The sequence below is a fragment of the Scandinavium sp. genome (assembly GCF_032012665.1).
Lineage (GTDB): Bacteria > Pseudomonadota > Gammaproteobacteria > Enterobacterales > Enterobacteriaceae > Scandinavium.
Window position 1 is genome coordinate 1 of the sequence record NZ_DALZVG010000032.1, and the last position, 13,492, is coordinate 13,492.

A 13,492-nucleotide genomic window follows, 5' to 3' on the forward strand; every position below is an offset into this window, starting at 1 on the left:
TAGGTAAACGCGAAAGAAGTGATGTTTACAATCTGGCAAGCGATCGAATGAGATAAACAAACCGATATAAAAGGAATATGCAAATGGAAATAAATAACAATCAAGCTGGATGTAACCCTAAAAATCTTAAAGTTATTAAAGATGCTAACGGCACTGTTGTAATTATCCAATCCGAGTTGATTTCAGCTATAGGCACGGTTGATCCAAGTAGTTCCAACTCAGGTAAAAAAACTTATCTTAGATTGAATACCATCAGTCCATCTATTTTTAATTTTTATTTATCCCCAGAAGAAATTTTGGCGCAGCTTAGTTCGCAACAAGGCGACTAATTAAAAACCCAGATAAATAACAACTTAATTCTTCGGGAGGGGTATTATGAAGCACGCAGGAATTAATACGGCACGCATCAACGGTGAAATAATACATATCACCGACCTGGACCCTTTAACTCTATGCGACGAATGGTCAAAACTAAAAAAGGAAAATGATGACCTTTATAGCTATAACCGTAAGGTTAATCAGAGCTGGAAAGGCTTCATTCTGCGTCTGATAGGTATTCATCTGACTGATAAAAATCGGATAACTATTGATGATAGTTATTCAAGGAAGGTGAATCATGATAGATAATAATTTTTTAATTTATGCATCTATTTGTATAGGTGTAGGTATAATTTCCTATTATCTGTTTATAAAAAACGGCTAAGAGGACTCGCTATGTCGTTACGCCACTCAAAACTAAAGCTTAAAATGCTGGTTCCCGCGCTGGTGTTTGCCGTGCTATTTGGTATCAGTGCCGGGGTGATGATTCTCATGTTTCAGGATACGCAGTGTGAAAAACCGCACAGAGAAGGTTCGTTACCCGCGCTGCTTTGTCCCTCTCCTTCAGATAGTTCGTCACTTCGATGATAAATGCCGCTTCAGCGGCCTTTTTTTCACCTCTCGTTTAATTCCCCGCGCCGGCCTGGACACAACCATCATTCTGACCAGTTCCGCTGGCTGGTCGTGATCTGTCCTGATATTATTGAGTGAAGAAAACAGGAGGCTGGGATGACTACAATTTTTATCACATTTATTGCCTTATTCGGCGGCATAATTCTTAGTTATAAAATCCATTCTCAGAAAAAACGCCGCTATTAATACAATAATCAAAAAAATGAAAAGTGGTAATTGTTTAAATAACAATGAAGATATTCACTGGCAAAAGGTTCGCAATAAGTTCATGAAGAATCAATACAAGAAGTTTCACAACATGGCTACTAAGCAAGGATGCGCTGAAAGTTATGAAACTATAGTTCGCAGAAAAAATTGCTCTGAACCCTACGACTACGAAATGGCTTATGAGGAAACGCTTTCAAACAAAAAGGGCCACTGAAGCTGTGCCTGCAGTTTTCCCTGCTCACCTGGACATCCCGGTTATTCTGTCCAGTTCTACTGGTAGCCTGAGAGCTGGCCTGGTAATATGAAAATAAAAGCCACGAGAGAGGATTATTTATGCAGGGTGAAGTGTACTCATATCAGATGATTACCGACGTTACTGAACGAACCCTCAATAAGTACGTTGCCGAGGCTATTGCCTGTCCTGAAAAGACCAAAATGCTACACACGGCTTTTAATGCCGCATTTTGGTTATGGTTTGAATTGACAAGAGAGTCTAAGGATTCTAACAGAGATGCAGACGGAACCCGATTTATGGATCTGATTCTGATGTTTTCTGAACAATAGGCCGCGCCAGCGGCCTTTTTTATGCACCTCATTTAATTCCCCGCGCGGTTAGACATTCAGGTGATTCTGTCCAGCTCACTTACTTGATGCGACTTCACCTCAGGATGTCTTTGCAACGAACAATAACTGCTTTTTGCATTGGACATTCCGGCATTATCGGAAAAAGTGTCCAGAAAATATGTACGATGGTCGTATTTATTTTTGTTGATCCATAACAGAAACCGTGAATCTTCCCGGAAGCTAATTCCGGGTGGATGAAGGGTTGGACAAACCCGTATGGGTGCGTCAGCGAATCAGTATGCCGTCTGCAGTATCAACGTCCAGGCATCAGACTCTTCAGCATGCTTACCGCCTCATTTTCAGGCATCTGGAACTGTACTCTGTGGCGCGCCGCAACATCGAGCGCAAACACCTTGGTATACACCTCCGTCGAGCTGATGCTCTTATGTCCCATCAGGCTCTGCAGCACTTTGAGCGGAATCCCGGCGTACAGCATGTGCATCGCGTAACTGTGGCGGAAAGTATGCGGCGTTACCGATACCGTAAACGTCACTCCATCGGCAGCAGCTGCATTTACCGCTTCGCTTATCCACGTCCTGACCGTGCGGTCAGTGATTTCCCAGATACGTGCCTTCTCCGTTCTGCCGCTGCGTTTATTTTTTCTCTCAAGCGGAATTTTCAGCGTGGCCACCATCATCTCCAGCTGGCTGACGTACTGGTTGTCCGATAGCGGCACCAGTCGATGAGGCTGACTTCCGGTCGGAATACGCCCTGCTGTTCTGGCCGCTTTTTCCGCACGCTGCTTGAGAGTTGCCAGCTGTATGAACGGGTAGGGTGGGACCAGCGAAAAATCGCTGCGGGTAAGTGCCAGCGCTTCATTAATGCGCGCTCCGGTGTTCCACAGCGTAGCCAGCAGCATTTTACGGTGCAGATCGGGCACATAGTGAAGCAGGGCACTCACCTCCGGTGCCAGCAGATATTTCGGCAGTTCGTCCTGAACCATCGCCATCTGACGCAGAGCCAGTGCGGTCGGGTAATCGATGGCCACCGGCAGCTGTGCGGCAGAAAACGAAACGCCCGGGCTTGGTACTGCCGGCATCATTGTTTGTTGTCCTTAGTGGACAGGTATTGTTCTTGGGGATGTTGGGCCTTCAGGCTCTCGGGCAGGTCATTTTTCATGGGTTGTCTCACGGCTTTGCTTCAGCTTGGTGTAGAGCCAGCAGGGAATAAAAATGGGGGAGAAAATAATGAAGGATAGGGATTTTATCAGTAAAACGTCCCACTGGCGTTCAGTCAGATACCGGATTTGCTTTGCCTGATATGACTGACCGGATTTAAGTCTATCAATCTCCAGCTTCTGGCTCTCGCACAGACGGTGTAGCTCATCAACGCCCTTATGCAAAGGCACTGCAGAAAGGGGGCAATGGAGGCCTTTAGGGTACTGAAGCTCGCCGACAGATAATGGGAGAGATAGTCTTCCCCCTGGCTTGAATCTGAATCCGATACCGTTCCAGAAACGATCCCGACGAAACATATTTTCCTTGTCATCTTCATCGACAGGAGACGTCCTTATAGGTTTTACGGGTGTATCAGTGGGAAGTGTTTTCGCCCAGGAAATCAGCTGATTCATGATCCAGGAACCAAGCCCGCGTCCCCGCAAATTATAGTCCAGCATAAAATCCGAGTTTGTAAGATCCAGCTCCGTCGTACCATCCCATATATTAACTTTAAACTCCGCTTTATATTCAGGCTCCTGATGCCAGCCTCCTCCGTTCCAGTAAAGGGAAAGAGTACATGTGCGGCCTGCCAGCTTTCTTTTCACGTCAAGACTGCCACTGGCAGGAGAGTAGATTTCCTTCAGGGTTCTGATGACGACCACCCTGCATACTGGCTGATATCGACCACCTGTACGGCTCTCAGGCAGGGTCAGAAGCCAGGCATTACTGGCTTCATCAAATGTCGGTACATCCACCGTATATTCCTTTTAGAGTGATTCCCTTCAGCCCTGGTCCGGCATAAACCGTGCAGGATCGAACGGCCAGCGTTTATCCCCCTGCGAGTACACTTCAATCCATACCAGAGTCCCCCGCTCAAAGTACAGGCAATACCCTTCATTGGCGGTCATGGTAAACGCCCCCTCAAAATTCGTATCCGCATACCCACCGACATCAGACTGCCATTTCAGCAGTCGCCCTTCGGCTGAGATCTCATAAAATTCACACTCACAGTCCAGTGATTTGGTCTGGTATTCAGATTCTGTTTCGCCGTCCGGCATGCGGTAGCGAAAGGTGACCGTGTCAAACATTCCCATGTTTTTGCTTCCTTAGATCGTTGATAAATCCCGCCGTCTGCTCGTATCAACGTTCAGCAACCCGCTCTTCAGCCAGTTTAACAAACCCTTTGTGTTCACTCTGGAGATCTTCAAAGAGGTCCCGGTCATCGATGGCCTCTTTCGCTCTCCGCCGGCGTTCAATCTGCCATACTTCCTTCATTACATACTGTGCGGACAAGTGAGTTCTCGCGAGAGGGGTTTCCGGAAAGCCTGCCATCCGGCGAAGGCGTCTGGCCTGAATGATAGCTTTCAGACCAAGGCCGGCGTACCGGTACCAGCGTTCGCGGAAGTAATCCCTGCGTGAGCCGTAATTGTCACCTTCCCCGATGTTTGCAATAGCCTTGTTTGCTTGCATTTGCAGAACCGGCAATTCCCGGATACGGTACATGAGACGTGTATCGAGAACCCGCCAGTCTCCGCTAACGTCAGAGAAGTTGAGCTCAGGGTAATTGACGATCGGTTCGCGAGTGGGCTGGGGATCGGTATTATCTTCCCCGGAGTCAGAGGCAACATAGGAGCAGGACTCAGCGAAGCGCTCCAGCAGAAAGACCAGCTCGGTAGCGATAAAATGTCGCTCACGATCAATTTTTTCCTGTTTAATTTCGTTCTCTTGGCGAAGACGATCAGCCATTGCTTTCTCTTCTCGTTCTCTGGCGAACTTATGGTTAAGCAAGCTCACGCCTATCGCCACAGATCCGGCCAACACGCCACCGGCAATGGTTGATATCACCGGCATCCATGCAGAAAACCCCTGCACCATTGCTTTAACCTGTTCAGTATCGGTTATGACTTCTGACATGATTGTTCCTTTACTGAGAAATCCCGCCGACCGTCATTTGACCCTGGCAATCAAATTGAACCGCCATTCGTCTTCCATAAATTCCGCATCGTAAGGTGCCGCTGCGCCGGATCGGCAATGGGTGTTTTTCCAGTCACCGGAAAGCAGCCAGCCATTAGGACGTTTTTCCCTGTGAGCCACTGTTCGTCCATCGCGGGTGATGATGTTCGGCAGGTACCATTGACTCTGATCGAGAGGATGAACCTCAAAACAAGTTTTACCTCGTGGAGATGCCATCCACAGTTCTGTATGACCGGCATTTTCCAGCTCAACGAGGACATCATGTAATGGCTTTAGATTGCTCATAACTTTCCTTTTGCTGTAAATATTAAAAAACTAATTATCCAATCCCGTAATCACTCATCACCACCGATAACCCGCCTGACTATCACACACTGTATTTTTCCTGCCGTGATGTTTTCTGAATCTGATAATTAGTAGGATTATAACCACGCCGTTAAATTACCGGAGACCGGTTTCCGGGTGATCCGATTTTCTGCGTATTAACAACTTTTCGGAAGTGTACCACGGTCAGGGAATAAGCGAAGCGGTCTTTTCTGCCGCTGCGCGCCGGGTCACGGGGTAAGGCCGAAACACAACATATAGCGCCATCAGCAGCAGTCTGCACCGCTACATCTTGTGTCTGTGGGCCGCGGCGCGGCGGGGAAGGGGAAGAAGATCCTAAACTGGTATTTTTCGGATCTCCGATAAAAAGAGAGGGCTTAGCATATGGCAGGTATCTGCATATGCCTGGCATCTGTATATGGCTGGCATACGCATATCCTTATCATCTGCATATGCTGAAGATATACATATGCCAGTCATCTGCCTATACTGGGCATATGTACGTAATGCGTATCACGGCCATCAGGCCAGGAGAAAGAACATGAGAACCGTATCCATTTTTAAAAATGGCAATAACCGCGCCATCCGTCTGCCGCGCGATCTGGATTTTGACGGTGTCAGCGAGCTCGAAATCGTGCGCGAGGGTGACAGCATCATCCTGCGTCCGGTCCGCCCGACCTGGAGCTCGTTCTTCCGGGAAGAAAAGGCCGACGCGGACTTTATGACTGAGCGCGAGGATATTGTCAGCGACGAAGGACGCTTTACGCTATGAAACAGCCGCGAACGAAGACCTACATGCTCGACACCAATATCTGCTCATTCATCATGCGCGAGCAGCCGGAAAAAGTGCTGAAACGCCTGGAGCAGGCTGTGCTGCGCAACCACCGGATCGTGGTGTCGGCCATCACCTATGCGGAAATGCGCTTTGGCGCCATTGGCAAGAAGGCTTCACCGCGTCACGCGCAGCTGGTAGACGCGTTCTGCGTAAGGCTCGATGCCATTCTGCCGTGGGATAAAGCCGCGGTGGATGCCACCACAGAAATCAAGGCCGCGCTCGCCGCCGCCGGTACGCCTATCGGGCCAAACGACACGGCCATCGCCGGGCATGCCATTGCAGCCAGCGCGGTGCTGGTGACCAATAATGTGAGAGAGTTTGAGCGGGTACCGGGCCTGAAACTGGAAGACTGGGTAAAATAAGCGAAAAAAGGGAAAGGGCTTTAAGAGATGAGTGAACTGAAAATTGATAATCCGGCTCAGAGGTTGCTGGATTTACTTGAGCAAGGAAACAAATATCAAAGGACTGAAAATTGTCGCAAGGTCTGGCAAAACATATTACAGACTGAAGGTATGGGAGAGGGGCTCCTTCTCACCCGTCTGGGACACGCCATGGCCCTGCCGGGGCGCATTATCCAGGTCAGGGAAGACAATTTTTCCACCCTTCGTGGTAAGTCAGGACACTGGAAAAGCTGTGTTGATTCAGCCTTTATCTCACAAAGCTTAAATGAAACTTGGCATACATTCCGGGATAAGATTGATGATCGAACACTCACAGAACTTGGCATGCTGTCCGATCTATTTGAAACCCGCGGAGCACATGCAGGTATAGCTGCGGATGAAATTGATGCTTTGCTGGAAAGGATAACGCATCTGCGTAATGAAATCCGGGAGAGTGAGCTTTCTGCTGCGATGAAAACCCTGCTACTGAAACAACTGGCGCAGATTCAGGAAGCGCTGGAGTCATACAGTATTTCCGGTGTAGAGCCGGTAATGGACGCTGTTCAGTCCACACTGGGTCTGGCTGTTCTGCATCCCGAATATCGTAATGAGATCAGTAAAGGCACAGGAAGCCCGTTCGGAGAGAAAATTTCTGCTTTGCTGACAGATACTGCCAGTGTTGTCACCATCGCAGGCGCCATGCCCATGATAGCCGGTGCAGTGCATACAGCTCTGACCTATCTGAGCAAATAACCCTCACAGGCACCCGTGTTGAGGGTGCTATTCTGCTCCTGCTGCAATCTTCTTTTGTTCTCCCATCATTTCCCTCCTTTTACCCACTTCCGGCTTCTGGGTTTTCAGATCTCCAGAAAAAAGAAGGGTAAGACGGTGAAATGTTAAGCACCATGATTTACGTAAATCAAAAAGGCAGCAACATCAAAATACTTTCATGTAAAGCAGATTGCTATACAGTTAAATCATAACCTGCACGCTAACGGAAAAGTAAAGTGGCCCAGCTCAATACGCGCGTCAAAGATGAATCCAAAGAAAAGGCAGAGCCGATCCTGGAGGCTGCCGGTCATACTTTCAGTAGCTACATTTCTGGTCTTGTCGATTACATCGCCGAAACCGGGAGTTTGCCGTTCCAGATCCGCTACAAACCGGCGGCGGTCAATCCACAGGAAGTTTTCTCCGAAGCCCTGCAGAGATTTAAAACCGTCTGGGGACGGCTGAAGCATTTCACCCAGTCGGCGCAGCCGGGTCAGTCCCTGCCGGATAAAGCCGTCGCCATGGCCATGAAAGATATCGAGGAAGCCTACGGGTTCTATCGTAACCACGAAGCACTGATCCTGTCAGCCCCGGGGCAGCGCACGGGCTCACCGGCCGGGGGATTCCATCATTACCCGGCAAGCCTCGACGGCGTGAACCGCCTGTCGGAAGTATTGCGACTGGCAGCGGGTAATCTGACGAGTCTGGCCGTTCTGACACCCGAACATCTGCAGATCACCCGGGGTTTTATTGATGAGGCTGCCGGTTATATTAACGCCCTGCAGAAATTTGGTGGCGGGCCCGTATCCGGAAACACCCTGAATCAGATGATCATCCGGGACAGCCGTGAAGCCATTGTCTGTGCCAGAGAGGCGCTGGCGCAGAATGACAAACGGGAAGGTATTCCGCTTTATACCTTTACCATGTGGTTTGAACGCTTCAGAAAACATCTCGCCAGCATCCGGAGCATGCAACTCCGGGTCGGGGCATCGGACTCAACCGCCGCGCTGACGGACCTGTGTGAGCAACTGACAGTGATCGACGTGTACCTGGAGCGGGATGAGGCGCTGCGCCACGGTAAAATTAGCGGTTATACACCGAATGATGAGCTCATCGTGCTGGCTGAAGCGGTGCTGGAAACCTTCAGGACACGTGCCGGAGATCAGCCGGAGTTTATCGCGGGGAGCACCGAATCGCCCGGTAAACCGGTCTCGCGCATACCTGCTGATTAAGTGGCCGCACTGCCGGAAAAAAGAGCCGCAGGAGCGGCTTTTTTCCATGAATGAGAGCAATCTCAGGCCGGAAATATTCAGACCGGAACCGTTGATGATAAATCAGAAATGCACAAGACGGTTAAGTATAAAATAATGGCGTCCCCCCTTATCGGATCTCAGAAAAACAGAACACCAGGATCCACGCTGCCGACACCAGGATAAATATCAACGCGGCAATCCCATCTTTTAACTCCCGGGATCTGTACAATGTCAGCAGTGCGGCGACATTAAGCACCATACTCAGGATGAACCCTGCCGTTACCAGGTCCGGAATGCTCAACAAAATGACGGTGATCATTTCCACGGCAGCGGTGACATAATAAAACTTAGCCGGGTACCCCCACCGCCTGTAGTTATCCCTGATTTTTTCACCCGGAAATGCATTAACAAAAAAACCAATAAGATAGATTGCCGCCATAATATAGGGCAGACAGTCAGTGAATAATTTCATGGAATTTATATCTCATATCCAAATGCTCTTCATTAAATGAATCAGAGTCACGCCTGAGCTGCAACCTATGAATATTTTAAAGATTTCATTTCAACCGGAATTCAGTTGTAAAAGCATACTGAGGTCACCAGGGTACGACACCCTTTCTGCTGTAAAATCCTTCAGTAGGACAATCTTCTCCCATCAGCGCATATTTAACCGCCGCTTCAGCGCCAAGAGAAACCGGCTGGGCATCAGGATGCTGAACATAGCGGGTCGCCGTCAGGCTGGGATCAACCGCATTAACACTGATACCGGAAGATTTTAATTCCCGGGACAAATGAATGGTAAACACATTCAGTGCCGCTTTACTTGCAGCATACACAGGTAAAGCAATATCGTAGAACTGGCTTTCTTCATCCGTCATATTCGTAAGGGAGGCAAGCCCGCTTGATACGTTAACAATGCGCCCATGCCCGTGTGGCGATTTCTTCAACAGAGGAATAAACTGTTGAGTGACATCGATGGTACCAATGATGTTTGTTGCAAATGTCATTTTTACATCACTCATCAGCATATTGCTGACAGGCCCCCGATCTAATGCAACGCCGGCATTATTAACAAGTGCATCAATATAACCGAATTTATCCTTCACTTGTTGTGCCGTAACCTTGACAGTCATCGGTATTGTCACATCCAGCCTGAAGACTGATACCTCATCTGAAACGGCCCGAAGTTCTTTCGCGACGAGATGACCTTTTTTCATGTCCCTCACCCCAAGAATAACGTGGTGATGCTGGGCCAGCAGCTGCCGGGCTATTTCTTTTCCGATGCCATCAGATGCACCGGTAACCAGTATGATTTGTTTGTCTTTCATTTGCATGCTCCTTACACCTTGTCAGTGCAACGTTGATGTTGTCAGTTCAGATCTGCACAGTACGACACGCACATTCCGAACCAGACTCACGGTCGGTAAAATACTAGACTCTCGGTCGGTTTTGTCAAGGTTAAGTTTCGCCGTACCCGGAAATGGCATATGATCCGGCAACATACGTTCGCACCGGGCCTGAATAAACGTGAAGACAGGCCATGCAACACTCCGGTTTTTCATCGATGGTCATAACGGTTCAGGAGGTTACGTTGTCATTCGTTAATAACAACAGGTTCACTGCAGGGGCGCCTGACACAAAAAAACAGGCCCGTGGCAACGAAAGCGCGACCCGATTGCTCAGGGCTGCTGAAACGCTGTTCAGGGAGAAGGGGGTTGAGTCGACGACCGTGAATGACATCATTCAGCTCGCTGGTATCGCTAAAGGAACCTTCTATCACCATTTTCCGTCACGCGCCGCATTACTTATGGCCCTGCGTGAGCATGTTATTGCCAGTTTTAACGCGCAGATCATTGACGCCGTTAATGCTCACCCTGCCCACGCGCTGTGGCCAAGACTCGAAGCCTGGATCCTGGCCTGTGTTGAGGGGTCACTGAAGATGGAGGAGGTTCACGATGTGGTCTTCGGGAATGATCCTTTACGCTGGAACGCCGAAGGCTGGCCGTTTATGGCAGAGCTTATTTCGCTTATTGATACGGGCAAAGCAACCGGAATATTTTCCGCAGAACAGCCCAGAATAACGGCCACATTCATTTTTCGGGGGATTATTGGGGTTATTGATGATTACATTCTTTCCGGTAAACCCGCATATCCCCTGGCTGAAACGTTGTATGATCTGGCCCGCAATTTACTCATAAAAAAATGAGCTCAATATCCTCTTCATGCGGGATAAAGTTGCCCGCAGGAACATTAACGTCAGGCCGGGTACGCAGGCCTGACTGCAGTGGCTGCGTACTCAACCGGGAGCCGGAAGAGTACGCGATAAGGGTATAAACAGGCTCCCGGACTTATTCCGGTACGCATACCTGTACCGGCATGAATATATTATTTAATAAAAACACATTATTCAGCTTTGTCAGATAAAGCTCTGTTGACTGGCTGGCTGTATCAAAAACAGACCGGTTAAACACCTCATCGGGCACGTTATCGGCCGTGCCGCGTGACGTGTTAAAGTGGGCAAGGATCAAACGAGAGTCACCGGGTGATGAATATTCAAAAGTGACCTGTCGCTCCAGGTTAAGCTTTCCTGTTTTTTTTCCCACGAGTGTGCCTTTAAAAAAGAAGCTTCCCTTCGACGATTCGGACAGCGTCAGGACAGAGGAAAGATACACAGCCTGCTCCGGCAGGGCTTTATGTATCATGGACAGACATTTTAAGGATTTTTTCTCGGCTTTATAAAAAACCAGTATGCAGAACGTCATCAGGAGCAGCAGGATTATAATACCGCTCCAGAGGACATGTTTATTTCTCAGTAAGCTGTTCATAGTCAGAGTTACATCCCCGGATCGTCTCTGCGTTGAATGGATCCCTGCCACAGCGGGCAATGAATATCTGCCCGCCTTCACCGGTCTGCATCAGTTCTCTTCCATAGACAAGGTAGAAGGTGTCGGTAACACACGCCTGCTTTTTATGACCGGCAAAGAGACGCACGTATCGCATCATGACCGTACCGGCATAGGCAGAGAAAGGCGCGGTGGAATACACAGGACAACTTTCAATTTTTCCGGCGAAATAAAGCGGCTGGGGCCGGGCATATTGCCTCCAGTCATTCCCCGAGAATGCGGGCAAACGCATCAGTAACGCTCCCGCGACGAGGGCTCCCATGGCGACGAAAGCGACAACGGCTTTTGCCCGTGCAGGGTTTCGTTTTATCGGTGGCGGCGTCGTTTTTTCCGCCGGTATCACCATCACGGGAAAGACAGGATTTCTGTTTTCCAGGCGCTGGACATAAGCACTGTCAAGCAGGAAGCCCGCCCGGGGGATCGTTCTGATAACATCGGCCGGACAGCCAAACTCCTGTAAGACTTTTCTCAGGACCGCAATGTTCTGATTGAGGGAATGCCCTGAGGCCAGCAATCCGTACTGCTCCCAGACCGCATTGAGCAGTACCTCACGACTGTGCACCTGATCGCGATGGGCAATCAGAAAAAGGAGCAATCGGGATGGCAACATTCGAAGTACAACGACGTCGCCCTCACCATCGTTCCCGCGCAGAGATTGATCGAGCGGGCGGAATATCACCCGTTCACCTATAAGAAAATCGTCTTTTTCAATTTCCTGGAACATTTTTCTCCACTACACAGCGGTATGCGGCCGCCATGCGCTGTACATTCTGGTTGATGATTCAGGCGGAGGCAAACAGCTCAGACGGCCTGCACCGAGTACAAGGGACCGTGTTCCACCACTGTGTGATCACTATAGGGGCACTGCAGCTACCTTCGCGCAAATTATCGGATCGTTGGCCGTCCTCTCATGAGGGTAGTATACGGCCAGACGGACGCACGTTGTCTCATCGAAAGTCGGTGGTATTGATCAGGGACATTGCAGTGTCGCAGAAAGGTGGAGCTGCCCGCCCCTGGTTCCGCCTCCATGCCCACGGTGACGCATCTTCACTTGCTCTCCATCCCCAATCAACAGGTTCCATCCCCGGGCTGGTCCCTACGTTCGCTGTCAGTCCCGCGTCACTCTCCCCTCATTCCAGACTCAGTTCCCCGCCCGGGGGGTTAGGCTTCGTTTCTACTCTGTCACCGTACCGGGCTGCCCCTGCCCTTTCGGCCACGAGTTCCCCACCGGGCCTCGCCAGGACTTGCGTTCCTGTCGTAATTGTCGACCGTTCCGCCCGTCGCTACTGCTTTTCTATCATTCCTGGGCGACCCTCTTAACTTCCGCGTTTGGGCGGGCCCTGCGTCCCCCCCCTATGGGCACGTCACGGTCAGCGTCCCCGTCGCGTGGTAAGTACCAGCCGTGGTCGCTCGCTGTGTACTGGCACTCACTCTGTTCACCTGGTCGGTCATGATTGCTGTGGCACCAGTTACCGGAATTCCGTTCACATTGTACTCCACGCTCTCCCCTCCACCGTCGATGGTAATAATGCCCGGCAGTCGGTCCCCAGCCGTCGTTAGGGGCACCGCCTCTGTCTCCTCACCGGCCGCACCCTTGAGATACAGCGCCGGCTCGTATATGACACTACGGCGCGCCATGGTCTGCTGCTGTAGATAGTCCCAGTTGACCTCCACCCATGCGCCGCCGTCTTTCTTCTTCAGCAGTATGAACTTTCCTCCGGGGAGCCCGTGTTTGATCGAATGGTATATAGATACGATGAATGGCTCTTTAGGCACTCCGATCTGCTTCAGGGCCCTGTACCCGTCCGTCTCCCACTGGAATGCATAGCATTTGCCTCCGTATAGAAATTCGCCAACTGGACAACCGCCGGTGGATATCCCCCATTCGGATTGGCGCAGCGCCCCGGATGTTAGGGTCCCGTCGGCGTCCTTGAACCCGATCGAGTATGACCAGTGCGCGTCGCCACCACCTACAAGGGTGGAAGGGAAAATGGTATTCTGTTGGTCTATCCCCGTCCAGCCTTCGCATACTAGCGTCGCCCCCCACCCTGTCAGGGGGATGAATGAGAGGATTGTTAAAATGTTATTGGATATTTTCATAAGGCATCCTGCCCCC

Annotated in this window: 18 protein-coding genes; 8 read left to right on the forward strand and 10 right to left on the reverse strand. The window is 50.1% G+C overall.

Annotated features, from left to right (window positions below; genetic code table 11):
• The first annotated feature begins 83 nt into the window (after positions 1 to 83).
• From RTU33_RS19385 to RTU33_RS19395, 3 genes are all read left to right on the forward strand, one after another.
• Positions 84 to 329: a hypothetical protein gene (locus tag RTU33_RS19385; RefSeq protein WP_312629537.1), complete on the forward strand. Its 246-nt coding sequence runs from the start codon at positions 84 to 86 to the stop codon at positions 327 to 329.
• Between the two features lie 46 nt (positions 330 to 375).
• Complete coding sequence (locus tag RTU33_RS19390) at positions 376 to 627, forward strand: hypothetical protein (RefSeq protein ID WP_312629539.1); 252 nt, start codon at positions 376 to 378, stop codon at positions 625 to 627.
• An 864-nt stretch (positions 628 to 1,491) separates the two neighbouring features.
• Positions 1,492 to 1,722, forward strand: coding sequence for a hypothetical protein (locus tag RTU33_RS19395; protein ID WP_312629540.1), 231 nt, complete (start codon positions 1,492 to 1,494; stop codon positions 1,720 to 1,722).
• 313 nt (positions 1,723 to 2,035) lie between these two features.
• Here the strand turns inward: RTU33_RS19395 and RTU33_RS19400 are convergent, their stop codons facing one another.
• From RTU33_RS19400 to RTU33_RS19420, 5 genes are all read right to left on the reverse strand, one after another.
• Positions 2,036 to 2,824 (reverse strand): site-specific integrase, encoded by a 789-nt coding sequence (locus RTU33_RS19400; RefSeq protein ID WP_312629541.1) that lies wholly within the window; start codon positions 2,822 to 2,824, stop codon positions 2,036 to 2,038.
• 66 nt (positions 2,825 to 2,890) lie between these two features.
• Entirely contained in the window at positions 2,891 to 3,694 is an 804-nt protein-coding gene (locus RTU33_RS19405; protein WP_312629542.1) for a hypothetical protein, read from the reverse strand.
• 27 nt (positions 3,695 to 3,721) lie between these two features.
• A complete protein-coding gene (locus RTU33_RS21915) occupies positions 3,722 to 4,033 on the reverse strand; it encodes a hypothetical protein (protein WP_409438264.1) in 312 nt (103 codons plus the stop codon).
• A 46-nt stretch (positions 4,034 to 4,079) separates the two neighbouring features.
• Positions 4,080 to 4,853 carry a hypothetical protein gene (locus RTU33_RS19415; RefSeq protein WP_312629543.1) on the reverse strand — a complete coding sequence of 258 codons (774 nt, stop codon included), beginning with the start codon at positions 4,851 to 4,853 and terminating at the stop codon, positions 4,080 to 4,082.
• A gap of 33 nt (positions 4,854 to 4,886) precedes the next feature.
• The gene (locus tag RTU33_RS19420; RefSeq protein ID WP_312629545.1) at positions 4,887 to 5,198 is read right to left on the reverse strand and encodes a hypothetical protein; all 312 of its coding nucleotides are present in this window, start codon (positions 5,196 to 5,198) and stop codon (positions 4,887 to 4,889) included.
• Between the two features lie 580 nt (positions 5,199 to 5,778).
• On the opposite strand from RTU33_RS19420, the gene vapB reads away from it, so the two are divergent.
• The 4 genes from vapB (at position 5,779) to RTU33_RS19440 (ending at position 8,452) form a co-directional block, all read left to right on the forward strand.
• Positions 5,779 to 6,009, forward strand: coding sequence for a type II toxin-antitoxin system VapB family antitoxin (gene vapB, locus RTU33_RS19425; RefSeq protein ID WP_312629546.1), 231 nt, complete (start codon positions 5,779 to 5,781; stop codon positions 6,007 to 6,009).
• Complete coding sequence (locus RTU33_RS19430; RefSeq protein ID WP_312629547.1) at positions 6,006 to 6,434, forward strand: type II toxin-antitoxin system VapC family toxin; 429 nt, start codon at positions 6,006 to 6,008, stop codon at positions 6,432 to 6,434. Before vapB ends, RTU33_RS19430 begins: the two co-directional genes overlap by 4 nt.
• A 27-nt stretch (positions 6,435 to 6,461) precedes the next feature.
• Positions 6,462 to 7,205, forward strand: a complete 744-nt coding sequence (locus RTU33_RS19435; RefSeq protein WP_312629548.1) for a hypothetical protein — start codon at positions 6,462 to 6,464, stop codon at positions 7,203 to 7,205.
• Between the two features lie 254 nt (positions 7,206 to 7,459).
• Positions 7,460 to 8,452 carry a type II toxin-antitoxin system RelB/DinJ family antitoxin gene (locus tag RTU33_RS19440; RefSeq protein WP_312629549.1) on the forward strand — a complete coding sequence of 331 codons (993 nt, stop codon included), beginning with the start codon at positions 7,460 to 7,462 and terminating at the stop codon, positions 8,450 to 8,452.
• A gap of 148 nt (positions 8,453 to 8,600) precedes the next feature.
• On the opposite strand, the gene RTU33_RS19445 is transcribed toward RTU33_RS19440, so the two are convergent.
• Positions 8,601 to 8,945, reverse strand: a complete 345-nt coding sequence (locus RTU33_RS19445) for a DoxX family protein (RefSeq protein WP_312629551.1) — start codon at positions 8,943 to 8,945, stop codon at positions 8,601 to 8,603.
• 124 nt (positions 8,946 to 9,069) lie between these two features.
• Positions 9,070 to 9,801: an SDR family NAD(P)-dependent oxidoreductase gene (locus tag RTU33_RS19450; protein WP_312629553.1), complete on the reverse strand. Its 732-nt coding sequence runs from the start codon at positions 9,799 to 9,801 to the stop codon at positions 9,070 to 9,072.
• A gap of 212 nt (positions 9,802 to 10,013) precedes the next feature.
• Between RTU33_RS19450 and RTU33_RS19455 the strand changes: the two genes are divergently transcribed.
• Complete coding sequence (locus RTU33_RS19455) at positions 10,014 to 10,679, forward strand: TetR/AcrR family transcriptional regulator (protein WP_312629555.1); 666 nt, start codon at positions 10,014 to 10,016, stop codon at positions 10,677 to 10,679.
• 142 nt (positions 10,680 to 10,821) lie between these two features.
• On the opposite strand, the gene RTU33_RS19460 is transcribed toward RTU33_RS19455, so the two are convergent.
• The 3 genes from RTU33_RS19460 to RTU33_RS19470 form a co-directional block, all read right to left on the reverse strand.
• Positions 10,822 to 11,298, reverse strand: coding sequence for a hypothetical protein (locus RTU33_RS19460; protein ID WP_312629556.1), 477 nt, complete (start codon positions 11,296 to 11,298; stop codon positions 10,822 to 10,824).
• The gene (locus tag RTU33_RS19465; RefSeq protein ID WP_312629558.1) at positions 11,276 to 12,100 is read right to left on the reverse strand and encodes a winged helix-turn-helix domain-containing protein; all 825 of its coding nucleotides are present in this window, start codon (positions 12,098 to 12,100) and stop codon (positions 11,276 to 11,278) included. Before RTU33_RS19465 ends, RTU33_RS19460 begins: the two co-directional genes overlap by 23 nt.
• Before the next feature lie 629 nt (positions 12,101 to 12,729).
• On the reverse strand, positions 12,730 to 13,476 hold the full coding sequence (locus RTU33_RS19470) for a hypothetical protein (RefSeq protein WP_312629559.1): 747 nt from the start codon (positions 13,474 to 13,476) through the stop codon (positions 12,730 to 12,732).
• Between the last annotated feature and the right edge of the window lie 16 nt (positions 13,477 to 13,492).